The sequence below is a fragment of the Burkholderia sp. PR2 genome (assembly GCF_052372875.1).
Taxonomy (GTDB): Bacteria; Pseudomonadota; Gammaproteobacteria; order Burkholderiales; family Burkholderiaceae; genus Burkholderia; species Burkholderia diffusa.
The window spans coordinates 368944-394264 of record NZ_JBQRWH010000001.1 but is presented as its reverse complement, the minus strand read 5'-3'; the positions used below and the strand labels follow the sequence as shown (position 1 = coordinate 394264).

At 64.4% G+C, this 25321-nt stretch carries 22 protein-coding genes and 4 pseudogenes; 11 read left to right on the top strand and 15 right to left on the bottom strand.

The window, feature by feature from the left end; all coding sequences use genetic code 11:
* Positions 1–75 precede the first annotated feature (75 nt).
* The 5 genes from ACT2FV_RS01725 (at position 76) to ACT2FV_RS01705 (ending at position 5221) form a co-directional block, all read left to right on the top strand.
* Entirely contained in the window at positions 76–1590 is a 1515-nt protein-coding gene (locus ACT2FV_RS01725) for a polyamine aminopropyltransferase (RefSeq protein ID WP_444503060.1), read from the top strand.
* Positions 1590–3209 carry an FAD-dependent oxidoreductase gene (locus ACT2FV_RS01720; RefSeq protein WP_444503059.1) on the top strand — a complete coding sequence of 540 codons (1620 nt, stop codon included), beginning with the start codon at positions 1590–1592 and terminating at the stop codon, positions 3207–3209. The genes ACT2FV_RS01725 and ACT2FV_RS01720 overlap by 1 nt, the downstream gene beginning before the upstream one ends.
* Before the next feature lie 149 nt (positions 3210–3358).
* Complete coding sequence (locus ACT2FV_RS01715; RefSeq protein ID WP_444503058.1) at positions 3359–4120, top strand: N-acetylmuramoyl-L-alanine amidase family protein; 762 nt, start codon at positions 3359–3361, stop codon at positions 4118–4120.
* Positions 4121–4170: 50 nt separating this feature from the next.
* The gene (locus ACT2FV_RS01710; RefSeq protein WP_124629632.1) at positions 4171–4560 is read left to right on the top strand and encodes a lysozyme inhibitor LprI family protein; all 390 of its coding nucleotides are present in this window, start codon (positions 4171–4173) and stop codon (positions 4558–4560) included.
* 136 nt (positions 4561–4696) lie between these two features.
* A complete protein-coding gene (locus tag ACT2FV_RS01705; RefSeq protein ID WP_444503057.1) occupies positions 4697–5221 on the top strand; it encodes a GNAT family N-acetyltransferase in 525 nt (174 codons plus the stop codon).
* Here the strand turns inward: ACT2FV_RS01705 and ACT2FV_RS01700 are convergent.
* The gene (locus tag ACT2FV_RS01700) at positions 5216–6136 is read right to left on the bottom strand and encodes a LysR family transcriptional regulator (RefSeq protein ID WP_444503891.1); all 921 of its coding nucleotides are present in this window, start codon (positions 6134–6136) and stop codon (positions 5216–5218) included. The two genes, ACT2FV_RS01705 and ACT2FV_RS01700, sit on opposite strands and share 6 nt — an antisense overlap.
* Before the next feature lie 151 nt (positions 6137–6287).
* Here ACT2FV_RS01700 and ACT2FV_RS01695 point away from each other — a divergent pair, with 151 nt between their 5' ends.
* On the top strand, positions 6288–7481 hold the full coding sequence (locus ACT2FV_RS01695) for an FAD-dependent oxidoreductase (protein WP_444503056.1): 1194 nt from the start codon (positions 6288–6290) through the stop codon (positions 7479–7481).
* Between the two features lie 95 nt (positions 7482–7576).
* Here ACT2FV_RS01695 and ACT2FV_RS01690 read toward each other — a convergent pair whose 3' ends face one another.
* From ACT2FV_RS01690 to ACT2FV_RS01680, 3 genes are all read right to left on the bottom strand, one after another.
* Complete coding sequence (locus ACT2FV_RS01690) at positions 7577–8923, bottom strand: glutamine synthetase family protein (RefSeq protein WP_124901223.1); 1347 nt, start codon at positions 8921–8923, stop codon at positions 7577–7579.
* Positions 8924–9070: 147 nt separating this feature from the next.
* Entirely contained in the window at positions 9071–9628 is a 558-nt protein-coding gene (locus tag ACT2FV_RS01685) for a helix-turn-helix domain-containing protein (protein ID WP_151051692.1), read from the bottom strand.
* 16 nt (positions 9629–9644) lie between these two features.
* A complete protein-coding gene (locus tag ACT2FV_RS01680; RefSeq protein WP_151051694.1) occupies positions 9645–10934 on the bottom strand; it encodes an NAD(P)/FAD-dependent oxidoreductase in 1290 nt (429 codons plus the stop codon).
* 663 nt (positions 10935–11597) lie between these two features.
* Between ACT2FV_RS01680 and ACT2FV_RS01675 the strand changes: the two genes are divergently transcribed.
* On the top strand, positions 11598–12062 hold the full coding sequence (locus tag ACT2FV_RS01675; protein WP_444503055.1) for a hypothetical protein: 465 nt from the start codon (positions 11598–11600) through the stop codon (positions 12060–12062).
* A gap of 179 nt (positions 12063–12241) precedes the next feature.
* On the opposite strand, the pseudogene ACT2FV_RS01670 reads toward ACT2FV_RS01675, so the two are convergent.
* Positions 12242–13877, bottom strand: a pseudogene (locus tag ACT2FV_RS01670) (tyrosine-type recombinase/integrase).
* Between the two features lie 827 nt (positions 13878–14704).
* Here ACT2FV_RS01670 and ACT2FV_RS01665 point away from each other — a divergent pair.
* Both ACT2FV_RS01665 and ACT2FV_RS01660 read left to right on the top strand, forming a co-directional pair.
* Complete coding sequence (locus tag ACT2FV_RS01665) at positions 14705–14941, top strand: type II toxin-antitoxin system ParD family antitoxin (RefSeq protein ID WP_133188681.1); 237 nt, start codon at positions 14705–14707, stop codon at positions 14939–14941.
* Positions 14938–15276, top strand: a complete 339-nt coding sequence (locus ACT2FV_RS01660; RefSeq protein ID WP_444503054.1) for a type II toxin-antitoxin system RelE/ParE family toxin — start codon at positions 14938–14940, stop codon at positions 15274–15276. Before ACT2FV_RS01665 ends, ACT2FV_RS01660 begins: the two co-directional genes overlap by 4 nt.
* 200 nt (positions 15277–15476) lie before the next feature.
* Here the strand turns inward: ACT2FV_RS01660 and ACT2FV_RS01655 are convergent.
* Positions 15477–15877, bottom strand: a pseudogene (locus ACT2FV_RS01655) (DDE-type integrase/transposase/recombinase); the annotation flags it as partial.
* Between ACT2FV_RS01655 and ACT2FV_RS01650 the strand changes: the two are divergent.
* Entirely contained in the window at positions 15759–16046 is a 288-nt protein-coding gene (locus ACT2FV_RS01650) for an H-NS family nucleoid-associated regulatory protein (protein WP_444503890.1), read from the top strand. The pseudogene ACT2FV_RS01655 and the gene ACT2FV_RS01650 overlap by 119 nt on opposite strands.
* Here ACT2FV_RS01650 and ACT2FV_RS01645 read toward each other — a convergent pair.
* From ACT2FV_RS01645 to tnpA, 3 genes and pseudogenes are all read right to left on the bottom strand, one after another.
* Positions 15977–16210, bottom strand: a pseudogene (locus ACT2FV_RS01645) (IS66 family transposase); the annotation flags it as partial. The gene ACT2FV_RS01650 and the pseudogene ACT2FV_RS01645 overlap by 70 nt on opposite strands.
* Positions 16211–16272: 62 nt before the next feature.
* Positions 16273–16620: an IS66 family insertion sequence element accessory protein TnpB gene (gene tnpB / locus ACT2FV_RS01640; protein WP_148092775.1), complete on the bottom strand. Its 348-nt coding sequence runs from the start codon at positions 16618–16620 to the stop codon at positions 16273–16275.
* Positions 16608–16991, bottom strand: coding sequence for an IS66-like element accessory protein TnpA (tnpA, locus tag ACT2FV_RS01635; protein ID WP_444503053.1), 384 nt, complete (start codon positions 16989–16991; stop codon positions 16608–16610). The genes tnpB and tnpA overlap by 13 nt, the downstream gene beginning before the upstream one ends.
* A gap of 80 nt (positions 16992–17071) precedes the next feature.
* Between tnpA and ACT2FV_RS01630 the strand changes: the two are divergent.
* Positions 17072–17353: pseudogene (locus ACT2FV_RS01630) on the top strand (transposase); the annotation flags it as partial.
* 389 nt (positions 17354–17742) lie between these two features.
* Here ACT2FV_RS01630 and ACT2FV_RS01625 read toward each other — a convergent pair.
* The 6 genes from ACT2FV_RS01625 to tldD all read right to left on the bottom strand — a co-directional run bounded on the left by ACT2FV_RS01625 (position 17743) and on the right by tldD (position 25314).
* Positions 17743–17964: a hypothetical protein gene (locus tag ACT2FV_RS01625; protein ID WP_444503052.1), complete on the bottom strand. Its 222-nt coding sequence runs from the start codon at positions 17962–17964 to the stop codon at positions 17743–17745.
* Between the two features lie 177 nt (positions 17965–18141).
* Positions 18142–18504, bottom strand: a complete 363-nt coding sequence (locus tag ACT2FV_RS01620; protein WP_444503051.1) for a Fis family transcriptional regulator — start codon at positions 18502–18504, stop codon at positions 18142–18144.
* Positions 18505–18689: 185 nt separating this feature from the next.
* Positions 18690–20060, bottom strand: a complete 1371-nt coding sequence (locus tag ACT2FV_RS01615; protein ID WP_444503050.1) for a metallopeptidase TldD-related protein — start codon at positions 20058–20060, stop codon at positions 18690–18692.
* A 90-nt stretch (positions 20061–20150) separates the two neighbouring features.
* Positions 20151–21965, bottom strand: a complete 1815-nt coding sequence (locus ACT2FV_RS01610) for an aminopeptidase P family protein (protein WP_444503049.1) — start codon at positions 21963–21965, stop codon at positions 20151–20153.
* Positions 21966–22018: 53 nt separating this feature from the next.
* A complete protein-coding gene (locus ACT2FV_RS01605; RefSeq protein ID WP_444503048.1) occupies positions 22019–23785 on the bottom strand; it encodes an ABC transporter ATP-binding protein/permease in 1767 nt (588 codons plus the stop codon).
* A gap of 62 nt (positions 23786–23847) precedes the next feature.
* A complete protein-coding gene (gene tldD, locus ACT2FV_RS01600) occupies positions 23848–25314 on the bottom strand; it encodes a metalloprotease TldD (RefSeq protein ID WP_444503047.1) in 1467 nt (488 codons plus the stop codon).
* Positions 25315–25321: the final 7 nt, after the last annotated feature.

Genomic DNA, 25321 nt, shown 5'->3' with positions numbered 1-25321 from the left:
GGCCCATGGCGGGCCGCCCTACGGAAATCCGCGCCAGTATAGCCACATTGACAAGCCCTGCACAACGGACGCGCCATGCTGCATAAGCGCGCGCTCGTCCTGTCGATCCTCGTGCTCGCGTCGTGCGGGCTCGGCTACGAACTGATCAGCAGCGCGCTGTCGAGCTACCTGCTCGGCGATTCGATCCTGCAGTTCTCGTCGGTGATCGGCTGCTACCTGTTCGCGATGGGGATCGGCTCGTGGCTCGCGAAGTTCGTCGAGGACGACGACGTGCTCGACCGCTTCGTCGACATCGAGCTGCTCGTCGGCCTGCTCGGCGGCGTGTCGGCAGCGCTCCTTTTCGCGGTGTTCGCGTGGCTGGCCGCGCCGTTCCGCGCGGCGCTCTACGCGCTCGTGCTCGCGCTCGGCCTGCTGATCGGGATGGAGATCCCGCTCGTGATGCGCGCATTCCAGCAGCGCCGCCAGGCGTTTCGCCATACCGTCAGCGAGGTGCTGACCTTCGACTATCTCGGCTCGCTCGCCGTGTCGCTGATCTTCCCGCTCGTGCTCGCGCCGCGTCTCGGCCTGTTGCGCACGAGCTTTCTGTTCGGGCTGCTGAACGCATTCGTCGCGCTGTGGACCACGCACCTGTTCCGCGACGAGATCCGCAACGTGCGCGGCAAGCTGATGCGCGCGTCGCTCGTGATCGGACTGCTCGTCGCCGGCTTCGCGCTGTCGGACCGCATCACACACTGGGCCGAGCACGGCGTATACGGCGACGAGACGATCTATTCCGAAACGACGCCATACCAGCGCATCGTGCTCACGCAATGGCACGACGACATGCGGCTGTACCTGAACGGCAACCTGCAGTTCTCGTCGCGTGACGAGCATCGCTATCACGAGGCGCTGATCCATCCGACGATCGAGGCGCTGCCGTGGGCGAAACGCGTGCTCGTGCTCGGCGGCGGCGACGGCCTCGCGGTGCGCGAACTGCTCAAGCACCGCAACCTCGAACGGATCACGCTCGTCGATCTCGACCCCGCGATGACGAAGCTGTTCTCGACCTCCGCGCCGCTCGTGAAACTGAACCAGGGCGCACTGAAGGACCCGCGCGTGCAGGTGATCAACGACGACGCGGTGCGCTGGCTCGAATCGAATGCCGAGGTGTACGACGCGATCGTCGTCGACTTCCCCGATCCGACCAACTTCGGGCTCGGCCGGCTGTATTCGGTGCCGGTGTTCCGGCTGCTCGCCCGCCACCTGTCGGAAAACGGCTATGCGGTGATTCAGTCGACGTCGCCGTACTTCGCGCCGCACGCGTACTGGACGATCATCGCGACGCTGCACGAAGCCGGGCTCAACACGTGGCCGTACCATTGCTACGTGCCGTCGTTCGGCGACTGGGGCTTCGTGATCGCGGGCAAGCGCCGCGACTTCACCGTGCCGACGCGCTATTCGGTGCCGACGCGCTGGCTCGACGCGCAGACGGCCGCCGAGATGTTCCATTTCCCGGCCGACATGCCGGCGCTGCCGATGTCGCCGAACGAACTCAACGACCAGCCGCTCGTGCGCCGCTTCGACGACGACTGGAAGCACGTGCTGCGCTGATGGATCGCCGCACGTTCCTCCTCGCGTCCGCGGCCGCGTCGCTCGCCGCGTGCGGCCGCACCGGCTGGATCGAGACGACGCCGCGCGTCGGCTACCCCGGCATGCGCGAAGGTCACGCGTTGCGAGATCACGCAGCGCTGCCACCGCCGTCCGGCACGATCGAGACCGACGTCGCGATCCTCGGCGCGGGCGCGGCCGGCCTGTCGTGTGCGTGGCAGCTTGCGCGCGCCGGTCACACGCGCTTCGTCGTGCTCGCCGGCCCCGAATTCGGCGGCAATATGGCCGGCGGCCGCTTCGGCGAGCTCGGCTATCCGAAGGGTGCACACTACCTGCCGCTGCCCTCGCTCGAATCCGCGCATCTGCGCGACATGCTCGCCGATCTCGGCGTGATCGAATCGGCGCCGTTCTCCGCGCACCCCGCGTACGACGAACGCGCGCTCGTGCACGCGCCCGACGAACGGCTGTTCATCGCCGGCCAGTGGCAGGACGGCATCGTGCCGACGACCGGCCTCGACGACGCCGCGCTCGCGCAGCAAACACGCTTCTTCGCATACACCGACAGTTTGCGCACCGCGCGCGGCGCGGACGGCCGCAAGGTGTTCTGCATCCCGATCGCTGAATCGTCGCGCGACCCGCGCTGGCGCGCGCTCGACCGGCGTTCGTTCAAACAGTGGCTGCTCGACGAGGGCTACACCGCGAGCGCGCTGCACTGGTACCTGAACTACTGCTGCCGCGACGATTACGGCGCGGGCTACGAGCACGTGTCCGCGTGGGCCGGCCTGCACTACTTCTCGTCGCGCGGCGCTCACGCGAGCGATGCGGGCGACGGCGCGGTGCTGACCTGGCCCGACGGACTGCACACGATGGCGACGAAGCTGAGCGACTCGATCACCGCGCGCACCGGCTCGAACACGTGGTCGCGGGACGGCTTCGCCGTTCGCGCGACCGAACGCAACGGCGGCGTCGAGGTGCTGTGCGCGCGCGTCGCCGACGACGGAACGCTGACGACGTTCACGCTGAAGGCGCGGCGGGTCGTCAGCGCGATGCCGCTGTTCGTCGCGGCGCGCGTGTTTCCGCAGCTTCACGCATACGGCTTCGATCCCGTGCGCGACCTGCCGCCGCGCGCGCCGTGGCTCGTGTCCAATTTCCTGCTCGACGGGATGCCGGCCGAGGAAGCCGGCGTGCCGCTCGCATGGGACAACGTCGTCTACGACGGCGCGGGGCTCGGCTATGTCGTGTCGACGCACCAGCTGATCCGGATGTCGCCGCCGACGCGTTCGGTGTTCTCCGCCTATCAGGCGCTGAGCGCGCGCTCGCCGGACGACACGCGTCGCTGGCTCGCGCAGGCGGAACCCGACGCGCTGCGCGAGCAGGCGGCGATCGACCTGCAGGCCGTATACGGACGCGAGCTGTGGAAACATGCGACCGCGCTCGAGATCACCGTGCGTGGCCACGCGATGGCGACGCCCGACGTCGGTTTCCTGAGCCGGCCGGGGCTGCTCGCGCTGCGCGAGGCAGACGGCCCCGTCGTGTTCGCGCATGCGGATCTGTCCGGGCTGTCGCTGTTCGAGGAAGCGTCGTACTGGGGCATGCTCGCCGCCCGGCGCATGCTCGCCTGATTGCCGGCTCGCGCCTTCCGTGCGGCAGTGGTCATTGCGTCATTGCGGTGCCGCCGGCAACCGCTATAATCGCGCGACATTCCGACTGCATTGAGCAGGCCGACGGTGCGCGCCATGCGACGCACCGCATGTCCTCCTCGACAACAATAATGACAAACCGAACTGTTCGACGCCTTCGCCCGTTCGTGCGCGCCGCCGCGCGCCTGCTCGCGTGCGCCCCGCTGCTGGGCGTGCCGCCGGCGCTGTATGCGGCCGATGCCGCAAGCCCGGATGCGCAGCCGGCCTCCGGCCGCTACGTCGTCGTCGACACCGGCCATACGCCGGCCCACCCGGGTGCCACCGGCGCCAGCGGCCGCGTCGAATACCGGTACAACCTCGACCTGTCCACCGCCGTCGCGGAGAAGCTCGCCGCGCACGGCGATCGCGTGCTGCGCACGTCGGCCGACGGCCGCGAGATCGCGCTCGACCAGCGCTCGACGCAGGCGCCCGACGCGAACCTGTTCGTGTCGATCCATCACGATTCGATGCAGCAGCAGTTCATCGACGCGGGGCGGCAACGCGAATTCCGCGGTTTCGCCGTGTTCGTGTCGGAACGCAATCCGCACTACGCGGAAAGCCTGCGTTGCGCAAAGGCGATCGCCGAGCGGCTGGTCGCGGCCGGTGAACGTCCGTCGCTGTATCACGCGCAGCCGATCAAGGGCGAGAACCGTCCGCTGATCGATCCGCAACTCGGCATCCACCGCTTCGATGATCTCGTCGTGCTGCGCACCGCGCCGATTCCGGCCGTGCTGGTCGAGGCCGGCGTGATCGTCAATCCCGACGAGGAAAAGCGGCTCGCGCAGCGCGAAACGATCCAGCGCCTCGCCACCGCGATCGCGAGCGGGATCGACGTCTGTACGGCGACCAGGTAAAGGTAACGCCCGTTGGTTTCAACGGTTTTCACCCAGTGAGGAGGAGTTCCATGAAGAAGAAGAATCTGCTCGTATCCTGCGCGCTGCTTGCGCTCGCCGTGCCGTTCGCCGCGCATGCGGCCGGCTGCGGCAAACCGCGCAGCGCGTTCGACCAGGTGTACTGCAGCAGCAACGAGTTCTCGCAGCTCGACCGCGAACTGAACGACGAGTACGGCCGCGTGCGCAAGCAGTTGAGCGGCGACCAGCAGGCCAAGCTGAAGACGGGCCAGCTCGCGTGGATGAAGCAGCGCGACGACCGCTGCAGCGAAACGCGCGACGACGGCTATCTCGTGAACCTGCAATGCGCGATCGACTTCACGCAATCGCGCCTGTCGTTCCTGCGCGAACGCGAGCGCGAGTGCTCGAGCACGGGGTGTGTGACGGCGAAGCTCGGGGAGTAAGGGCTTTTTCGCATGCCGCGCCGCGAAGCGCTTTGCGGCGCGGCGTGTCGTGCCCTTGCGGTTCCGCCACTTCGGCGCCGCGAAAGGAGCGGCGATGCGACTTAAATGCTCTGAAGTCCTCAATGATCTGAACACGATGAAGATCGACATCCGCGCCGCCACGCCCGACGATGCCCCGGCCATCGCCGCCATTCACGTCGCATCGTGGCAGGCCACCTACCCGGGCATCATGCCGGCGTCGTTCCTCGCCGGCCTGTCGGTCGAAAAGCGTACCGCTTCGTGGTGCCACGCGCTCGGCGCAGGACGGCCGCGTGTCGCGCTCGCCGTCGCGAAAAATGGGCCGACGGGCTGGATCGCCTACGGGCCGACGCGCGACACCGACAAGGATCGCACCTGGGGTGAAATCGAAGCGATCTACCTGCATCCATCGCATTGCGGGCAACGCATCGGCGCGGCACTCGTCGACCATGCCTGCCGGGCGCTGCACGACATGGGCCATGAATGGGTGTCGCTGTGGGTGCTGGTCAAGAACCATCGCGCCCGCGCGTTCTACGAACGCGAGGGTTTCGTCGCCGAAGACGACATCAAGACGTTCGAGATCGACGGTGCGCCGATCGACGAAGTGCGCTACTGGCGCGCACTGCCGAAGCGATCGTCATGACGGCATCGCTTCCGCCACCGCAAGCCGCGCCTGCATCAACTGCAGCAACGCGCCAGTCTTCGCGTTGACGGAATTGCGCCTCGAATAGGCCGCCAGCAGTTCGAGCGGCGCCGGCGCCATCTCCAGCGGCACGCGCACCAGCCGCCCGGCAGCCAGCTCGGCCGCGCATCCGCGTTCGACGAGAATCGCGAAGCCGATCCCGTTCACCGCCGCCAGACCCGCCATTTCCCCGCTATTGACGCGATACCGGCTGGTGACCGGAATCTTGTGAATCCGCCCGTCGCCGTCGGCGAACTGCCACGGCTGCCCTTTCAGCGTGCTCAGCGTCGTGATGCACGGCAACTGCCTGAGCTGCTCCGTCCGCGTCGGCATGCCCGTGCGTTCGATCAGCGACGGCGCAGCCACGACGACGCTCGGCAAGCTGGCGAGCGGCCTGACGACGAACGCGCTGTCGTCCAGCCTTCCGCGATTGACGATGATCGACAGGTCGATATCGTCGCGCAGCGTCGGGACGCCCGCGAGGCGCGTGTCGCAATCGATTTCGACACGCGGGTGGCGGCTCGCGAATTCCGCGACGATCGGCCCGAGCATACGCGGCCCGATTTCGCCGGGCACGCATAGCTTCAGCACGCCGCGTAATTCCGTCTGCTGCGAGGTCAGTTCGAATTCAGCATGCGTCAGCGCATCGAGCATCGGCTTTGCGCGCTCGTGCAACAGGCGTCCGGCCTCCGTCATGCGCAAGTGCCGCGTGCTGCGCTCCAGCAGCCGCACGCCGAGCCTCGATTCCAGCTGCGCCACATGGCGGCTCACGTTGGAACCGGGTATCGACAGCACGCGTGCGGCGCCGGCAAAGCTGCCTTCGTCGACGACCGACACGAACACGCGCACCGCGTTCAGATCCAGCTTGCTGCGCATCATTATCCCGTTTCAGGTATCAAAGCTCGCCGTTTTTCGCGGCTTATCCCGTTCGTGACCGTAAATTACGATGTGGATCCAGTCAAGGCGCGGCCGCCGGCACGAATCCGCGCCGACGCGAGCACGCACACGCACCTACCGGAGCATCAATATGGATATCGCCATTCTCGGCGCCGGCGTGGCCGGAATGAGCACCGCGCTTGCGCTTGCCGGGCACGGACATCGGATACGGGTCTACGAACGCAGGCCGTCCGAGACGACGATGGGCGCCGGCGTCGTCCTATGGCCGAATGCCTGCTTCGTGCTCGAGCAGCTCGGCCTCCTGCCCGACATCGTCGAAGTCAGCGGCCACCTGCGCGCGATGCGGTGCATGGACCGGCATGGCACTCCGTTCAAGCACGTCGATATCGGCGAACTCGACCGACACATGGGTTTTCCGACGCGCGCAATACTGCGGCGCGACCTGCAGGCCGTGCTGGCCCGACACGTCGCGGCACACGACATCGACGTCCGCTTCGGCCACTGTGCAACAGCCATCGACGCCGGCCCCGACGGCCGCGCCGTCGTTCATTTCGACAACAGCGCGACGATCGCCCCCGATCTCGTGATCGGCGCGGACGGCCGCATGAACTCCGTCGCGCGACGCCATGTGGCCGGGGACGCCGCACCCGTCTATCAGGGATTCGTCAACTGGATCGGCGTGGCGCACGGCGACGTGCCGCTGGTCGACGACGTGTCGATATTCGACTACTGGGGCCAGCGCGAACGATTCGGCATCGTCGCGCTGGACCGGCATCGCATGTACTGGGCGGCGGCCCGGGCCGAGGCCGAATTCGACGACAGCCGCTACGGCGACGATGCAGCGCCGGATGATCCCGGCTCCCTACTCGAACGTCTGTTCGATGGCTGGCCGGCACCCATCGCGGAGGTGATGCGCGCAACGCCACCCAACACGATCGCGAAGATCCACGTGCACGATCTCGATCCCGTCGATGTATGGCATCGCGGCAATGTGCTGCTGATCGGCGATGCCGCGCACGCGCCACTCCCCACCTCCGGACAGGGCGCATGCCAGGCACTCGAAGACGCGTGGCATCTCGCCCAATGTCTCGACGAGCATGGCAAAGGCAACGGTCGCGGCCTCGACGCCGCACTCGTGGCGTTCACGCTGCGCCGCAGCCGTAAAACCGCGACGATCACGCTGCGCGCACGCGAGTTCGCTCACCGGTTGTTCGGCAACGACATGCACGAAGCCGCGCGACAGGTCGATCCGATCGCCGAAATCGAAGCGCTCGCGAACGCGTGGGGAGCGGGCCTGCCGATGATGCAGGGGCGAGATCGATAAGAGCCTGACACGTCACTCGACGGCGGCAGTCATGCGCGCATGGTCGTCGTCGACATCAAACGCATCGTCACGCGGACATCCCTGCCCCGTGCGTCCTACAGAAACCACCGATACTCCCGCGCCCCGATCTCGTTGCGAAAATCCAGCTCCTCCTGCCGCTTGTTCTCGCAATACACCATCACGAATTCACTGCCGAGCCCTTCACGCACGGCCGCGTGATCCTGCATCGCCGCGACGGCCGACAGCATCTCCTTCGGAAAATCGATCCCGCTGCCGCGATCGTCGTTCAGCGGCGCGATCGGCTCGATCCGTGCGTCGAGCCCGTGCTCCATCCCGCTGAGGATCGCCGCGAGCACGAGGTACGGATTCGCGTCCGCGCTCGCGAGCCGATGCTCGATCCGCAGATTGCGCGCATCCGATTCCGGAATCCGGATGCACGCGTCGCGATCCTCGAAGCCCCAGCTTGCACGGCTCGCCGCGTTCACCATCGATCCATAGCGCCGGAACGCATTGTGATTCGGCGCGAACACCGGCATGCAGTGCGGCAGCAGCTCGAGGCAGCCGGCCACCGCATGCCGTAGCGGCCGCTGCCCATCCGCGGCGAGCAGGTTGCGGCCCGCGTCGTCGTACAGGCTCACATGCACATGCATCCCGCTGCCCGGCGCATGCAGATACGGCTTGCCCATGAAGCTCGCGCGATAGCCGTGCTGCAACGCGACGCCGCGCGTGCTGCGGCAGAACAGCGCCGACCAGTCGGCCGCGCGCAACGCGTCGTCGGTATGGCCGAAGTTGATCTCGAACTGGCCGGGCCCGAGCTCCGCCGTGATCACCGTCGCGTCGACGCCCTGCTCGCACGCGGCCTCGACCATCTCGTGCAGCACGTCGGAAAACCGCGACAGGCGTTCGATGTGCATGTTCGGCTGGTCGTCGCGGTCGTCGCTCAAGCGATCGCGCGGATACTGCGGCATCCCGTCCGCGAGCTGCGCGGCGAACAGATAGAACTCGAGCTCGAACGCGACGACCGGCCGGATGCCGCGTGCCGCGAACCGCCGAAGCACGCGCGCCAGCACTTCGCGCGGCTCGAACTCGATCGGCGCATCCGTGCCATCGGAGCTGATCAGCATCTGCGCGAGCGGCTTCCGCTCCCAGCGCACCGGCTTCAGCGTGCCTGGAATCAGGCGACGCGGCGCGTCCGGGTCGCCGTCGTTGAAACAGTAATCGCCGATCTTGTAGAGGCCGCCCTGCGTGCCGAGCAGCACGCAGTTCTGCGGCAGCTTCAGCAGCGAACCCGACGCGACCTTCTCGAGCGCATCGATCGGATAGCGCTTGCCGTAGAAATGGCCCGGCAGGTCGAGACAGATCAGGTCGACATAACCGATCTCGGGATGCGCCTGCCGGAATGCGCGGATTTCATCGACCAGCACGGGAACGACGTCAGCCATGTCTCATCCTTTCCATGTCTTGTATGGCGGTGCCGCAACGCGGCGAACCGGACTCACCGGCATGCGGCACGTCACATGCCCGATATCGATCAGTACTGCAAACCGGCAACACGGCAAGACGGCCCCTCGGGCCGCCGGCCGACAAACTCAGGTGAACACCCAGATCACACGCGCCGGGGCATCGCCCAGGTTCGCGTAACGGAACCGCTTGTGCGCGGGAAGCTGGAATGCGTCGTTCGGGCCGAGCGTGATGGGTATGTCGTCGCCGTCGATCCAGATCGTCAGCTCGCCTTCGAGCACGAAGCCGCCCTGCTCGTCGCTGTCGTCGACGGAGCGCTCGCCGCTGCTCGCCCCGGGCGCGAGATGACTCTCCAGGATCGAGAAGCGCGAACGCATGTTCGGCGACACGAGGATGTCCGTGATGCCGGCCGCGTAATACACGGTGCGCCGCTCGTCGGGCCGTGTGACCCACGGCACGCTGCGCGGTTTGCTGAGGCTGTAGAAATACGTGGTCGGCACGCCGAGCGCCTCGCCGATCGCGGTGAGATCCGCGACCGTCGGGCGCGACAGCCCGCGCTCGACCTGCGATAGAAAGCCGACGGAGCGGCCGATCCGTTCCGCGAGATCGTTGAGCGTGACCTTGCGATGCTTGCGCAGATCGCGGATCAGGATTGCCAGACTTTCTATCTCTTCCTGCTCGTTCATGATGGATTCCGGTGCGTCAGACGGTATCGCGCAAACGGTACCAGGCCTTGCCGATCGCTTCCAGCGGCGCGGCGAGGCGGTCGCCGCCCGGGAAGCGCGGGTTGCGGATGCGCTGGTACAGCGCGAGCAGGCGATCGTCGCCGAGCACGGCGTCGGCGACCGCGCGCGCGCCGGCGAGCGTCGGCAACACACCGTGCCCCGAGAAGCCCTGCAGCCAGAAACGCTGGCCGCGACGGCCGATGTCCGGCGTGCGTCGCATGCTGATGTCGATGTGGCCACCCCACGCGTAGTCGAGCGACACGCCGGCCAGTTGCGGGAACACGCGTTCAAGGTGCGGGCGCGTCGCGGCCGCGATGTCGGCCGGAATCCCGCCGAGATACGTGCAGCCGCCGCCGAACAGCAGGCGGTTGTCCGGGCTGAGGCGAAAGTAGTCGGGCACGAACTGGTTGTCGATCACGCAACTGTTGCGCGGCAGCAGCGAGCGTGCGACGTCTGGCGCGAGCGGCGCGGTCGCGACCTGGTAGGTGCCGACCGGCAGCAACCGGCGCGACAGTTCGGGATCGAGTTGGTCGACATACGCGTTGCACGCGAGCACCAGCACGTCCGCGCGCACCTCGCCGTGCGCGGTGCGGGCAACGTGACCGCCCTCGGTCTCGCGATACTCGAGCACGCGGCTTTGCTCGAAGATACGGGCGCCGGCCCGTTCGATCGTCTGCGCGAGACCGAGCGCGAGCTTCAGTGGATTCAGATGGCCGGCCTCGGGATCGTGGAGCGCGGCGAGATAGCGCGCGCTGCCGATCCACTCGGGTATCTCGTCCTGCCCGATCACGCGCAGGCGGTCGTAGCCCCAGCGCTGCGCTGCCTCGTCGCGGGCCTGCGCGAGCATCGCGACGCGACGCGGCCGCACCGCGGCCCACAGACTGCCAGGCCGGTAGTCGATGTCGAAGCCGTGCCGCGCGGGCAGTTCGCGCACTTCGGCCGCGGCCCAGCGCATGCTGTCCCACAGCACGCGCGCGCCGGCGCGGCCGAGCGAATCCTCGAGCGGCTGCATGTCGCACGACCAGCCGAGCAGCGCCTGTCCGCCGTTGCGGCCCGATGCGGCCCACGCGACGCGACTCGCTTCGAGCACGACCACGCGCTTGCCCGCGAGCGCGAGGCGCAATGCCGTATGCAGCCCGCTGAAGCCCGCGCCGACGACCAGTACGTCGGCGTCGACGCGTTCGTCCAGTTCGGGCCGCCGCGGAATCGGCGCCGGATAAGTGCCGGCGTAGTAGGTTGCGACGTGACGGTCGGACTGCACGAACATGCGGATTCCCGTGAAATTTTCATCGCCAAATTTCATGAAAAATTAGCACGACAATTTCACGAGAGCAAGCGGGAGAATGAAGTCTGAGGAAATCCGACGTGACCCTGGAGTCCGAAGTCCGACGAACTAAAGTTGCGCTCCTTTCAGGAGGTTTTGGTGCGATTTAACATTTCGCACTATTGGAGCAACTTGGGCTGTCAAACTCGACCGCGCAAGAAAAGCTAGATTGGCGGCGCACCGTCCTGGCTATGCGGTTGGCGCAAGTAATCGCATCAAGGCACGATTCACACGCCGTTGCGGCGGCTATACGCGATGCGATAAGCCTAGGTACCGAGAGTCGACAGCAGTAAAGAATACGACGGACGCTGGCACAGCGGTCGAAAATCAAGGTCCATTCGTCATACCGCCGTTGGAACTAAAGTTACGCGCTTCCTGCTCGAAAGGAACTAAAATTGCACCAATTCTGCGTGCGGCGGCAGGCACAAACCTCAAATTCGCTCGCTTCCTGCTAGACCCGCCCTTCCTGACATTAAGGCAGGAACGCTCCGGATAACGCGTGCTACCGTCGAAGGTCACATACGGCCCTTGGCGACGGTATTTTCCGCAAACCTGCAGCCTGGCTAGCGTCTGCACACTGACGCCAGGCCAGTGGAGAAATTCGCGATGGCATTGCACCTCTTTGTGGACACCGAGTTCACGGATTTTCTGAACTGTGACCTCATCAGCATTGCACTCGTGGCCACAGACGGCCGTGAATTCTATGGGGAGCGATCGGATTTCGATCGGGGAAGCTGCAGCGAATTTGTACGGGCAGCGATCCTGCCTCAGCTTGGACAGTACCCGGGCAGGGTGTTTACACGCGAGGAATTGCGTGCCGCATTGCTATCCTGGTTAGACCAGTTTGCCATCGAGAGCGAACCGCGAATGCTGTGTTTCGACTATGGCGGCGACTGGGAATTGATGGTCGATTTGCTCGGTGACGTACCGTCGGGCTGGCAGGCGTGCTATCTCGGTAGCGACACATTGGACCAGCAACAAATGGAGGTCTATTTCAACGAGCATGGCGGCCGGCATCACGCGCTGCATGATGCGCGTGCAAATTGTCACGCGGCGCGTCATCGAATCTAACGCCCCTCTCCCAAGGATGCTAGCGACTTCGATTGCGAGTTCAACCGTGGATGATCCAGCATCATGTCCCAGTCGGTTAGTGTTAAAGGCAACGGGCAAGACCAGCCCGGTCACCTACGATTCCAAGGCGTCTCACGAACTAATCCCCCTCAGAATCTGCGTCGGAATGCGCGAACAGACTACCGCTTGAAAGCAGCCGCGCTGAACGCCAGATCGAACTGGCGGGCCCGCTGCACCTCGTCACTATGCAGATAGGTTGACGTCGTCGAGATGGACGCGTGGCGCAGGTTATCGCGGACCATGAGCAACTCAGCCCCTCGCGCAAGCGCGTGCGACGCATGCGTGTGCCGCATCCAATGGGGGCTTGCGCGGCGCAGCTTCTCGGCCGTCGCTGGCCGCTCATCCTGGATCGCGTCGGCGACCAGCACGAAGAATCGGCGCAGCACACGCCACAGCCTCGTGCTTTCAATGCCACCGCGGTCCGCATCGAGGCTCGCAATCAACGGCGTCGCCGGGTTCCAGCGACTCGGCGTGACCGGAAGTCCTCGCTGGACGAGGTATTGGTCGAGCGCGGTCCGGGCGAGTGACGGTAACGCCACCTTGCCCAGCTTGCCGCCCTTGCCGAGCACATGCAGCCAGTGATCGCCGTGCTCGTCGCGACGGACGTCGCCGAGCGTTGCGCCGACCAGTTCGCTCGCACGTAGACCGGTGGCGTAGCCAAAGTCGAGCAGGAACCGCAGGCGCTGCGCGGCCGGTACGCTCCAGCCGTATGACCACTCAAGGCCGTCAGCGAGCGTGCGGATCAGCAGCCACTCACCTTCCGAGAAGCCGCGGGAAACGTCCAATCCTGTACGCTGCGCTTGGCTCTTGATCTTGACGCCGGCGAACGGATTCGCGAGCACGTAGCGCTGTTCGACCAGCCAGCGAAACAGCGCCGATAGGACGTTCAGTGCGTATGCCGCTGAGCGCGCCGAGAGCGGGCCGGTGAACGGTCGCCATTCGACACGGTGCCGTTGCCGAGACGGGCCGACCCAACACTCACGCGGTGTCGGCTTTCGCAAGAAGCCCCGGTACGCGATTGCGTCGTCGGTATTGAGCGACGATAGCGCACGGCCGCGCTCGACGATCGCCCACAGAATCAGCCGCTCCGCCTCCTTGCGATAGGCACGCTGCGTGGCAACCGACTCATGCAGCGCTAGCCAGGACTGGATCGCCTCGTAGTCGTTCGACGCGTTCAACAGGCAAGCGGCCTGCGGTGCCCGGAACTGCCCCTGCGAGCCGTCAACGTCGTGCGGCACGCGCAGTTGCTCCCACGGCACGATATTGCCGGTCGGCGCAGCGACAATCAGCGCCCGCGCCCGTTCGGTCAGCGCCGGATGGGCGGCGAAGAACGCCTCGATGCGGCGCGCGCCGGCAATGCCGAGTCCGGTGATGGCGGCCCACCAGCGCCGCGACGATGCGCGGCGGGAACCAAGCTTCGAGCGTGTCGGTGATCACCGGGGTCGGCACGAGTAGATTGCGCAGCGTTTCAATCGCACGGGCTACCCCGTCGGCCGACGCTTTCGACGGGCGGTCGATAAAGACGGCAGCCAGGTCCTCGCGGTGACGTTGCACGGCGAACGCGACGAGTTGCCGGCGGATACGGCCGAGGATACCGCGCGACGACACACCGGCTTGCCGGCGGTCGCCCAGGTAGCGGGCAACGGCAGTCCGTGCGTCGAGGCCGGCGTACCAGCCGCGCAATGCGGCGAGCTCCGCTTCGTTGGGGAACTCAGGGCCCGTGCCGTCGACGGGAAGAGCCTCACGCGTTTTCATGATTGCCAGTTTAGAGCAAAAATGATGATGGACCGATAATGTTATTTATCTGCCCACATGCACTCAAATACAAACAAATTCCTTTCAATCGTTGTGGCCAGGCGTCCGATGCGGTGGCTGGCTTTTCTAGCATCCCTTCACTTTCGGCGCCGCAGTCCTTTCACCGAGCAATACCGTGGTCTAACAGCACCGACGACACTCAACGAACATGATCGATTTCACGGAAGAGCAGATAGTAGCCAGAGAGCTCCGAAACACCGCATACCACGAAGCGGGTCACAAGATGCTCTACGATCGCTTCGACGGCGCGGGCGACGCAGGCGTGTGGAAAAACGAGAGTGGTAATCCAGAGGAGAGTGCGCGGCGCGGCCACCCTGCTAATGCCGCGAGCTGCGGCTCCTAGACAAAATTCGGCATTGCGTCGGCATGATCATACGATAGGAAATGTTCTCGAACGCTGTCGCAGTTGCGTGCTCCAGCAGCGTCTGGACTGTTGGCTGCATCAGGCCGGCGCTTCCGGATTCCAGCGCCCTGCCCAAGCAATCGGGGGCGTACATTCGCATGACAGGAACTGGCACGCTTGCCAAACTTGAGATTCCCTATAGTTACTACAGACTTTCCGGCGTCAGTGTTAATTATGTCAAATAGAGTTGACGTTTTCGACCGGTGACCCTGCCGCGCTACATGCTCTTGCCAGTGGATTTACTCCCTCACTGGCAACCGTGACAAGGCATCAAATACCTGTTTTGACCATCTGGACTGGTTAGGCACACTTGCACAATGCCCTGATCTTGGCAAAATTTGCCAAGCCTGATAGACTGTTCCGCATGGGTACCATGAACATTTCCCTCCCCGATTCGCTGAAGGAATACGTCGACGAGCAGGTCGGCCAGTGCGGCTACGGCACGAGCAGCGAATACGTCCGCGAACTGATCCGTAAAGATCAAGATCGCAAGCGCCTGCGCGGAATTATCCTGCAGGGGGCGGCGTCGGGCCTCGCGGATCCGGTCGATTCTGACTACTTCGAATCGCTGCGCGCCCGCGTCCGCACGTCGCGCAAATGACGACAAAGCCCGTCATGCCGACGAGGCTGGCCAGGCGGGACGTGGAAGACCAGCTGACCTACTATCTCGTAGACGAAGACTCGGAACAGGCAGCACTCGGATTCATCGCGGAGATCGAGCAGGCGTACGCTCATCTCGCTAAACACCCGAACATTGGTTCTCCTCGTTACGCGTACCAGTTGGACATACCAGGCCTGCGATCGTGGCCACTTGATCGCTACCCGCATGTGATCTTCTACGTTGAGCGCACGGATCACGTCGAAGTCTGGCGCGTGCTTAACGGCAAGCGGGATCTCCCGTCGTGGCTGTTGAACGAAGACAGCGAGATTCACTGACGCTTTCTAGACGGTCATGCTGTGCGAAGACACGTGTTTTCGGCAGTACCCTTTTCTCCACCAATACACGAACCCTAACCGTTCTCGGTCGGGTTTTTTTCTTGCCCGATCGCGCTGGCGTCCGCGTGCACGTGCGGATTCCTGGGTTTTGTCGTGATAAGGACGGAGGATCGAGCACGACTCCATATACGTAGGATGGCTTAAATCGACAGCGCGTAGAATTGTGCCGCTACCGTGCGTTCAACGCCGTCCCCTTTCATCTGGCCTTTGCGAATCATATGCATGAGCTCGATGCCCGAGAGGATGATGCGCGCACACCGAAAATTCTTGAAGCCATCATTGGCCTGATGATACGTTTGATGGCGCGGTGGTCCTGCTCGATGATGTTATTCAGATACTTGTTCTGGCGGATCTTGATCGGCGTGTCGCGCTCGGCGTTGAGGGTCTCGAGCGCAGCCAGATTCGCTCCGCTTTTGTCGATCGTGACCGTCTCTGGCTCGCCGTTCTGGTCGATAGATTTTTCGAAATACCGTCGAGCTGCGGCCTTGTCGCGATGCGCCCGCAGCAAAGCGCGCAAATACCAACCCGCTCGCGCGCGGTATCGCGATCCCGCAACCGGTGCGACGTGGATCAGCCGCGGCCGTCCGCCGGCCTGGATCGACGGCAAGGACCGCGCACAATTCCAGATCGCGCCGCCGCCCGCCTTGAGCTGTTCGCTGCGCCGGCCGAACTGCTGGCGCTTGAGGACCGAGACCTCGTGGGTGAGTTGATCGATACGAGTCTGCCGGTAGCGTAGTTCCCGGTCTCGTTCACTCGCTTCCCGCTCCTTCTCCTTGATCTTCTGGTCCTTCGCCTCAACCTCGGCCATCAGTTGCGCTGTCAGGGCGCGCAACTGTTCCGGGCTGAGTGCGTCGAGGTCGGCAGGCAAGTTCATGCGGGCCAGTCTGCCAGAACCCTGCAGACGGCGGAAGCGCAACTGTTTACGGCGCGCCGGGCTCAGACGACACGGATCACACCGTCCTCGCCGATGCGTTGCCACGGCAAGCCCAGCACCAGGCCGGCCAGCTGTTCGTGCGTCAAGGCACGCTGCTTGGGTTCACTGCCGAGGTGCGGCCAGGCGAACTGTCCCTGGTTCAGGCGTCGCGCGGCCAGCCAGATGCCGATCCCGTCGTGAATCAGGACCTTCATGCGGTTGGCGCGCCGATTGGCGAACAGATAGGCATGGTGTGGGTGAGCGGCGCCGAACACCTTGACCACGCGCGCCAAGGCCGTATCGAAACCGGCGCGCATATCCAGCGGATCGACCGCCAGCCAGATCTCGTCGACACGGATCACCGCAGCCACTCACGCAGCCACGCGGCGCACTGGGTTGCCTCGGACACCGGCCAACTCACCGTGATCGACTGATCTCCCCGGCGCACCTCGATGCGGATCTCTGGCGAATGCGGACTCGGCGTTCCCAATGCCAACGGCACAAAGGCCGGCAGCGACGCTGGCGTGGCCAGTGGACGGCCCAACGGCTTCTTGGGAAGTCGACCTTCCGCCTGATCGATCCAGCGCCGCAGCAGATTCGCGTTGAGCCTGTGTTCCAGCGCGACCGCCGCAACCGATACGCCGATTCCCTGGCAGGCAGTAACCACCTGCGCCTTGAATTCCTCGCTGTAGCGTTGCCGCCTACGACGCTCGGGGAGTGATTCCGATTCGATAGTGTTCACGTGTCCGCTTATTCGTTAAGTGGACACGATACTCCCAAGCGCCTCGGCCAAACTCAAGACGGGTTGGCTGGCCGCTTACGCTCGGTCTCGTCCCAGGACAGTCGGGTTCCGGCGGCAAGATCGAGCTACAGGGAATTAGTAAACGAGGTGATACCTATCTCAGGACTTTGCTCGTTCACGGCGCGCGGAGCATCATCTATCGAGTGAGAGAGCCAGGTCCATGGGTGACGCAGATGAAACAGCGGCGTCCATTGAACGTCGTCATCGTCGCGATGGCCAACAAGCTTGCCCGAATAATCTGGGCGATGCTGGCACATCAACGGCCCTACCGGAAGGACTACGAAAGCGCTAAGCCAGCCTGATTTCTCTGGTTTGTCTGAAAGTTGTGCTGAAGGGGTGGAACGTCAAAAGTTGCGGTGGCATTCGAGTGTGATGACAAAACAGGTAGGACCTGGGACTCACTAAGCCTGAAAATTTGTCTGAGCCTGAAAAGCTCGCGAATTGAATGAGGCGTGAGTCTGCGGATTTCATAGGGGCCCGCAGCAAATCAGGCTGCAACAAGGCCGAATGTAGAGCTGCAGCCCATCCTGTTTTTCGAAGACTCGAAAGTCCGGCGCAAAGGGGGGCGTTCATGTAGACAAATTTAATCCGGACATATGCGAATTGACGACTTTATTTTGGTAAGACCGCCAATAAAGTCGTCAATTCAGGGTCCGGATGCCTAGATCGGCGGGATTCTGGAGTGACAGATTTATTTCGCTCTACGGCGCACGATCGCGTCGTCGGCCCGCGTGATCAGCCGTTCCAGCATCTGACGCTTCGTTACCGAGTAACGGCGAGCCAACCGTGTCAAAGCAAGAGAGGCTTCTGTACTGACCCACATATCCAGACGCCGGTCACCGTTGCCGTCCTTGCCTGCCGTCTCCCGCTTTGCCCGATAAGCTGCTTGCCGCTGTGCCGTCGTTTGTGTCATCCCGCACCTCCTTCGTTACCCGGTAACAATCAATCTGAAACATGTTACCCGGTAACGCGCGGCCTAACGACGTGTGGCAGATTTAGCGCTTACAAACTTCTTGCTGTACGTGGATTCGAGGCAGGGTCACCGCTGGATTGGCTAATCGTTGCACTTGACTCTTGAGACCGCCCAGTGTCACGCCCGGCGACTTGCCGATTCAAGTCGATTCGCGACGGCCTCGATCGCGCTCACGGGAGCACGAGCCAGTTGGTCATCATGTTCCGTCACCAGTTCGGCGAATAACCGAAAGGTGTGGTCGCCGAACTTGATCTCTCCATCCCGCCCAGCCTGAAGCGCATTCCATGCAGCGGCCTCGTACTCACGGAATCCCCGCGTTTCCGGTGCGCCATACCCCAACGATCGCAACATCTCGGCGGCAAGTGCCACTCTTGTCAGCAATTGCAGCGACGTCAACGTCCCAACGCCCGCCCTCAGTGCTTCGAGTTGAAGATGATATTCGAGCGCCAGACTATCCCTGACATGTCGGGGAAGCGGCATGCAATCGATCTTTCGAGCGCGTTTCCTCAGACTGGATTGGCGAGCTCGGCTATGGAAATCACGCATGGATCACCGTCCAGGAAATTGCCGGACGAAGGCTACCCCCGTTCCACGCAGCTCGGAAAGGCCATTCACCAATCGTCCAGGCAACGTCCTGCGAGCCGACCCGATCTCGACGAAACCGCTCATCGTCCGGCCACGGTCATTTCTTCGATCAACACCGAGCCCGACTTCAACGCGCCAGCCGTAAACGTATCGCTTCCCACCGCAACGATGTTCCTGAACATCTGCTGCAGCGTGCTGGCGACTGTAATGCCTTCCACGGGGTACCGGATCTTGCCGTTCTCGACCCAGAACCCGGCGGCGCCTCGCGAATAGTCTCCGGTCACCAAATTGATACCTTGTCCGATCATCGACGTGAGCAGGAGCCCGGTCCCAAGTCGCTCGAGCATGCCGTCGAGATCGTCACCCGGCATGGTTGCCGTGCTACGCAGCGACAGGCCATGCGGACCGTGCGCGTTGCCGGTCGTATGCATGCCGAGTCTTCGTGCCGTGTAAGACGACAGAAAGTAGCCTTCGATCACACCGTCATGCACCACGCGACGCTGCCGCGTCCTCACGCCCTCGCCATCGAACGGCGCACTTCCCATCGCAGCTGGCACATGCGGATCCTCGTCGATACGGATGTGCGGCGCGAAGATCTCCTTCCCGAGACTGCCTACCAAGAAAGACGCTTTCGCGGACAGAGCACCACCGCTTGCCGCCTGGACGAAATTCATCAGCAACCCCGCCGCCAACCGCGCCTCCACCAGCACGGGAACCTTTCCGGTCTCGAGGGGGCGCGGCTGCACACGCGCAATGGCGCGCTCCGCTGCGTAACGACCCACGAATTCGGGCGACGCCAGATCCTGAGGCCGCCGCTCCGACGTGTGCCAGGATTCCGTCTGCATATGGCTGCCGCTTCCCGCCAGCGGTCTGCAAGAGATCGAGTGATTCGACGACGCGTAGCCGCCCTGAAACCCGTTCGACGCGGCGAGCACGAAGTGCCCGTTCATGGTGTCGACGCTCGCGCCTTCCGAATTCTGGATCTGCGGACTAACCGAAAACGCGGCGTCCTCGGCCCGGCGCGCGATTTCCAACGCTCCGTCGATCGACAGCGGCCACGGGTGGTAGAGGTCGAGATCGCGCGGCGAATGTTCGAGGTGGTCGTCGTCGGCAAGCCCGGTTGCCGCATCCTCGGCCGTGGCGCTGGCGATATGATAGGCGGCGGCAACCGCATCTTTCAGGGCCGCCAGGGATAAATCGGACGTGGTTGCCGTACCCTGCTTGTTGCCGACATAGACGATGACGCTGGCGCTCTTGCTGCGCTTGTGTTCGATGGTATTGGTCGCGCCACGCCGAACAGATACGGAAAAGCCGCTGCCTTCCGTGATCCTTGTCATCGCACTGGTCGCACCGACGGCCTTGGCGTGCGCCAGGATGTCGGCCGCATATTGGTTGAATTCGTCTTGCGAATGCAGAAATTCATTCGATTGCATGTTCAGGTTGGCTTCCATGTTCCACTGTCTCGTATTAATTGCGACGTGTCGTCACGAGTCACCGTCGGCGACGTGACGCTTCCTCTTGTGTTGAACCGGCTGGCTTCGTCAGACAGGCTGCGTGCGCGCGTCCAGCCACGCCTTCGCGTCGCCGCTCACGAGCCCGCCGACGCACTCGCGCACCGTCGCGTGATACGCGTTCAGCCACGCGCGCTCTTCGTCGTGCAGCAGGTCGATCAGCACGCAGCGCGTGTCGATCGGGCACAGCGTCAGCGTCTCGAATGCGAGGAAGTCGCCGAATTCCGTCTGCTCGCCCTCGCGGCTCACGACCAGGTTCTCGATCCGGATGCCCCACTTGCCGGGCCGGTACACGCCCGGCTCGATCGAGGTGATCATCCCTTCCTCCATCGCCGTATCCGGCTCGGGCGGCGCGGAGTGCGAGATGACCTGCGGACCCTCGTGCACGTTCAGGAAGTAGCCGACGCCGTGACCCGTACCGTGACCGTAGTCGAGCCCGGCCGCCCACATCGGCGCACGCGCGATCGCGTCGAGCATCGGCGAGCGGATCCCGCGCGGAAAGCGCGCGCGCGACAGCGCAATCATCGACTTCAGCACGATCGTGAAATCGCGGCGCTGCAGGTAGCTGATCGTGCCGACCGGCACGACGCGCGTGATGTCGGTCGTGCCGGTCGTGTACTGGCCGCCCGAATCGACGAGCAGCAGGCCGTCGCCGGCGATCGTCGCGTGGGACTCGGGCGTCGCGCGGTAGTGCGGCATCGCGCCGTTCGCATTGAAGCCGGCGATCGTCGCGAAGCTCGGCTGCACGTAGCCGGGGCGCCGTGCACGCGCGGCCGTGAGCTTCTCGTCGATCGTCAGCTCGGTGATCGTCTCGCGGTTCACCGCCTGCTCGAACCATGCGAAACATTCGGCGAGCGCGGCGCCGTCGTGTTCCATCGTCACGCGCACGCACTCGATCTCGACGGCCGTCTTGCGCGACTTCGCCAAGGTCGACGGGTTCACGGCCTCGATCAGCTTCACGCCGGCCGGCACCGCCTCGAGCGTGCCGAACGTCATGCGGCGCGGGTCGATCAGCAGCATCGCGCCGTCGGGCAGCGCCGCGAGCGATGCGCGCGCGGCATCGTACGCGCGAACCTCGACGCCGTCCTGCGCGAGCGCCGCGGCCAGTGCCGGCGATATCTTGCCTTCGGCGACGAACAGTGTCGCGCGATCGCTGCCGATCATCGCGTGCGCGACGAACACGGGGTTGAAGTTGACGTCGGTGCCGCGCAGGTTGAACAGCCACGCGAGGTCGTCGAGCGTCGACACGAAATGCCATTGCGCGCCCTGCGCGCGCATCGCGCGGCGCACCTCGGCGAGCTTGCTCGCGCGCGTCGTGTCAGCCTGCGGCGTGACGTGCTCGAATACCGCGTTGTCTGGCAGCCCGGGACGATCGGGCCAGATTGCGTCGAGCAGGTCGAGATCGGTGCGCAGCACGATGCCGCACGCGGCGAGCCGGGCCGTCAGCGCGCGTGCCGCCGCGACGCCGAGCACGGCACCGTCGACACCGACCGTCGCCCCGGCCGGCACGTTCTGAGCGAGCCAGTCGACATGCGGCGCGCTTTGCTGGCCGCCCGTCATCTTCATCAGCTGGACGCCCGTGCCGGCGAGTTCCGCTTCGGCCTGCACCCAGTAACGGCTGTCGACCCACAAGCCCGCGAAATCCGCGGTCACGACCAGCGTGCCGACCGAGCCCGTGAAACCGGACAGCCAGCGGCGCGCCTGCCAGCGTTCGGGCAGGTACTCGGACAGGTGAGGATCGGTGGACGGCACGAGATACGCGGCAATGCCCTCGCGGACCATCTCGCCGCGCAGTCGCGCAATGCGATCAGCCGCTGGCGTCACGTCAGGTAGAGGTTGGTTCATGAACGTTCGTTTGTGTTTGGAATGGCGCCCGTGACAGGTTGCCGAATCGCCCATCACGCGGCGTCTTCATTCTTCACGCGATCGGCTTCTTGTCGCACCTGTTCGGCCGTCAGCAATTGCCACGCGCCTTCCGCCTGAAGCCGGAGCACATTCTGGTGGTACGCCAGCAGCGAATCGCGGTGGCCTACGCTGACGTACGTCGCACCGCCCAGCGCAAGTGCCCGATACAGCGTTTGCTCGGTGGCCAGGTCCACAGCGCTCGTTGCCTCGTCGAGAAACACGTAACGGGCGCGCGCTGCCAGTACGCGTGCGAAGCCGATCCGCTGCTGCTCTCCCAACGACAGCACTCTCGACCAATCGATCACCGTATTGAATCCCCCATGCCTGCGCGCGAGATCCGGCAGATTGACCTGCTCGAGCAAGGCCTGGAGCTGTTGATCGGTATGCGTGCTTTCCGTCTCCGGGTACAGGATCTGCTCGCGCAGGCTTCCCAACAGCATGTACGGACGTTGCGGCAGGAACAACACATCCTGCGGCGGCGGCATCGTGATCGTCCCGCTGCCCGTTCGCCACAGTTCCGCCACGGCACGGAGCAACGAACTCTTGCCGACGCCGGTCTGCCCCATGATCAGCAAGTGCTCGCCCCAGCCGATTCCCAGGCTCACTCCTCGCAGCAGCGTGCGCTCCCGACCCGGCGTCTGGAGCGTAAGACGTGTCAGGTGAATCGCGTCGCCTTCCTGATAAGCGATGGCCCCCGCGCGATCGCCATGACCCGCGTTCACTGCGTCCGCCTTTTCGACGATCTGGGCAAGCCGCACCACGTGGGGCGCGGCGGACGCGAATATCGGCATGAACGTGGTCACGCGCTGGATGCCCTGAAGCAGCAGCGTTGCCGAAGCCGTTCCTTGCGTCACCACGCCGAAACTGATCTTGCCGCTGAAGTAAAGCGGCACGAGGATGACGACCGGCAACAGCGTCCAGACGACACCGACCAGCGACTCGGTCGTTCGCATGATGAAAGCGTAGCGCGCGGTACCCATCGAGATGTCCACGACCTTGTCCAGCCGTCGCGCCACGCTGCGCGCCTCGGCGGATTCGCCGCGGTAAAGCGCGACCGTCTCGCTGTTGTTCCTGACATGCAGGATACCGAAACGAAGTTCAGCCTCGGAAACGGTCAAGTCGAAATTCAGGCGAATGAGCGGCCGGTACAGCAGCCACGTCACTACGGCGGAAATGATGCCGTAGGCAATGACGCCGTAGAACAAGAGCGGGGAAATCTGACGAAGCAGCAAGCCCTGGATGCCCAACGTACCGGCCGAGTAGATGGCGATGCGCGGCAACATCGCCGCCATGTTGCAGAACGGCCCCGTTTCCTGCTGAATGCGCTGGTCAACGTTGTCGACGTCGCCATCCTGTTCGATCCGGTAGTACGTCCGCCCCCCCAGATACCGGGCCATCAGGTCGTTCGTCATCCATGCTCGCCAGTGGATGGCGAGCCGGGTGTAGAGGAAATCGAAGAACTGACTGAGGATGCCGTTGTTGATGACCAGGCCAATCGATGTCACGAGCAAGAACAGGCGCCAGTAAGACAGCTCGTGGCGCCCCACCAGTGCGTCACTCATCTGTCTGGTCAGGATCGAGACCTTGCCGCCAAGCAGGATCTCGAACAGCGAGAACGCGATGAAGGTGCCGAGCGCCAGCCATGAGCGCCATGCTCCGGCTCTCGTCCAGTAGGGGCGAGATATGTCGATGAAACGTCGAAAGAAGCGGCCGTTGAGACTGTAGTCCTTCGGGTCCGCTTGCGTGGTGGCAGTGAACATGTCTTTATTCGTACATTGATCGGGCGCGAAAGTTCGTCGACGCAAGCCGCATCGATCCTGGCTTAATGCGTTCCGCCGACCGTCACCTCGTCCAGCCGCAGTGTGGGCTGGCCGACGCCGACCGGCACGCCCTGGCCTTCCTTGCTGCAGGTGCCGAGACCCTTGTCGAGCGACAGGTCATTGCCGATCATGCTCACGTACTTCAGCGATTCCGGGCCGCTGCCGAGCAGCGTCGCGCCTTTGACCGGGTAGGTGATCTTGCCGTTCTCGATCATGTACGCCTCGGACGCCGAGAACACGAACTTGCCGTTCGTGATGTCGACCTGGCCGCCGGAGAAATTGACCGCGTACAAGCCGTTCTTCACCGACGCGATGATTTCCTGCGGATCCTTGTCTCCGTTCAGCATGTACGTGTTGGTCATGCGCGGCATCGGCAGCGCCGCGTACGACTCGCGCCGCGCATTGCCGGTGACGGGCATCTTCATCAGGCGCGCATTCAGCGTGTCCTGGATGTAGCCCGTCAGGATGCCGTCCTCGATCAGCGTCGTGCGCTGCGTCGGGTTGCCTTCGTCGTCGACGTTGAGCGAGCCGCGGCGGTTCGGCACCGTGCCGTCGTCGACCACCGTCACGCCCTTCGCGGCGACTCGCTCGCCGATGCGGCCAGCGAACGCCGACGAGCCCTTGCGGTTGAAGTCGCCCTCGAGGCCGTGGCCGATCGCTTCGTGCAACAGAATCCCGGGCCAGCCGGCCCCGAGCACGACTGTCATCGTGCCGGCGGGCGCCGGGCGCGCGTCGAGGTTCACGAGCGCCGCGTGCACGGCGTCATCGACGTAGCGCGACAGCACGTCGTCGGTGAAGTAGCCGTAGTCGAAGCGGCCGCCGCCGCCGCCGCCGCCGCTCTCGCGGCGGCCGTTCTGCTCGGCGATCACCGTGACCGACACGCGAACGAGCGGGCGGATGTCGGCCGCGAGCGCGCCGTCGCTGCGCGCGACCAGCACGACATCGTATTCGCCGGTGAGGCCTGCCATCACCTGCGTGATGCGCGGGTCGCGCCCGCGCGCCATCTGCTCGATGCGCTCGAGCAGCTTGACCTTGGCCGTCGCGTCGAGCGACGCGAGCGGATCGGACGGCAGATACAGGTCGTGGCCCGTCACGCTCTTCAGCGACGCGTCCGCCGTCACTTTCTGCATGCCGCCGCCGGCCGCCGCGATCGCCTTGGTGGCCGCGGCCGCCTGCGCGATCGCCGCGGGCGAGAGATCGTCGGAAAACGCGAACGCGGTGCGGTCGTCCGCGACCGCACGCACGCCGACGCCCTGGTCGATGCTGAAGCTGCCCGATTTCACGATGCCTTCCTCGAGGCGCCATGCTTCGCTGCGGCGTGCCTGGAAGTACAGGTCCGCGTAGTCGACGCGATGCGTGAAGATGTCGGCGATCGTGCGCGTGAGCAGGCTCTCGTCGACGCCGTAGGGCGTCAGCAGAATGTCCTTTGCGACAATCAGATTGCGCAAGGAGGGATCGACAGAGATCATGAATAAT

Coding starts and splice junctions, on each gene's coding strand:
- ACT2FV_RS01700 (WP_444503891.1), bottom strand. CDS start 6,136: ATGCGCAGCAAGCTGGATCTGAACGCGGTGCGCGTGTTCGTGTCGGTC.
- ACT2FV_RS01675 (WP_444503055.1), top strand. CDS start 11,598: ATGGCATTGCACCTCTTTGTGGACACCGAGTTCACGGATTTTCTGAAC.
- ACT2FV_RS01610 (WP_444503049.1), bottom strand. CDS start 21,965: ATGAACCAACCTCTACCTGACGTGACGCCAGCGGCTGATCGCATTGCG.
- ACT2FV_RS01660 (WP_444503054.1), top strand. CDS start 14,938: ATGACGACAAAGCCCGTCATGCCGACGAGGCTGGCCAGGCGGGACGTG.
- ACT2FV_RS01625 (WP_444503052.1), bottom strand. CDS start 17,964: ATGACACAAACGACGGCACAGCGGCAAGCAGCTTATCGGGCAAAGCGG.
- ACT2FV_RS01720 (WP_444503059.1), top strand. CDS start 1,590: ATGGATCGCCGCACGTTCCTCCTCGCGTCCGCGGCCGCGTCGCTCGCC.
- ACT2FV_RS01615 (WP_444503050.1), bottom strand. CDS start 20,060: ATGGAAGCCAACCTGAACATGCAATCGAATGAATTTCTGCATTCGCAA.
- ACT2FV_RS01665 (WP_133188681.1), top strand. CDS start 14,705: ATGGGTACCATGAACATTTCCCTCCCCGATTCGCTGAAGGAATACGTC.
- ACT2FV_RS01605 (WP_444503048.1), bottom strand. CDS start 23,785: ATGTTCACTGCCACCACGCAAGCGGACCCGAAGGACTACAGTCTCAAC.
- ACT2FV_RS01680 (WP_151051694.1), bottom strand. CDS start 10,934: ATGTTCGTGCAGTCCGACCGTCACGTCGCAACCTACTACGCCGGCACT.
- ACT2FV_RS01695 (WP_444503056.1), top strand. CDS start 6,288: ATGGATATCGCCATTCTCGGCGCCGGCGTGGCCGGAATGAGCACCGCG.
- ACT2FV_RS01690 (WP_124901223.1), bottom strand. CDS start 8,923: ATGGCTGACGTCGTTCCCGTGCTGGTCGATGAAATCCGCGCATTCCGG.
- ACT2FV_RS01715 (WP_444503058.1), top strand. CDS start 3,359: ATGACAAACCGAACTGTTCGACGCCTTCGCCCGTTCGTGCGCGCCGCC.
- ACT2FV_RS01620 (WP_444503051.1), bottom strand. CDS start 18,504: ATGCCGCTTCCCCGACATGTCAGGGATAGTCTGGCGCTCGAATATCAT.
- tldD (WP_444503047.1), bottom strand. CDS start 25,314: ATGATCTCTGTCGATCCCTCCTTGCGCAATCTGATTGTCGCAAAGGAC.
- ACT2FV_RS01685 (WP_151051692.1), bottom strand. CDS start 9,628: ATGAACGAGCAGGAAGAGATAGAAAGTCTGGCAATCCTGATCCGCGAT.
- ACT2FV_RS01710 (WP_124629632.1), top strand. CDS start 4,171: ATGAAGAAGAAGAATCTGCTCGTATCCTGCGCGCTGCTTGCGCTCGCC.
- ACT2FV_RS01725 (WP_444503060.1), top strand. CDS start 76: ATGCTGCATAAGCGCGCGCTCGTCCTGTCGATCCTCGTGCTCGCGTCG.
- ACT2FV_RS01705 (WP_444503057.1), top strand. CDS start 4,697: ATGAAGATCGACATCCGCGCCGCCACGCCCGACGATGCCCCGGCCATC.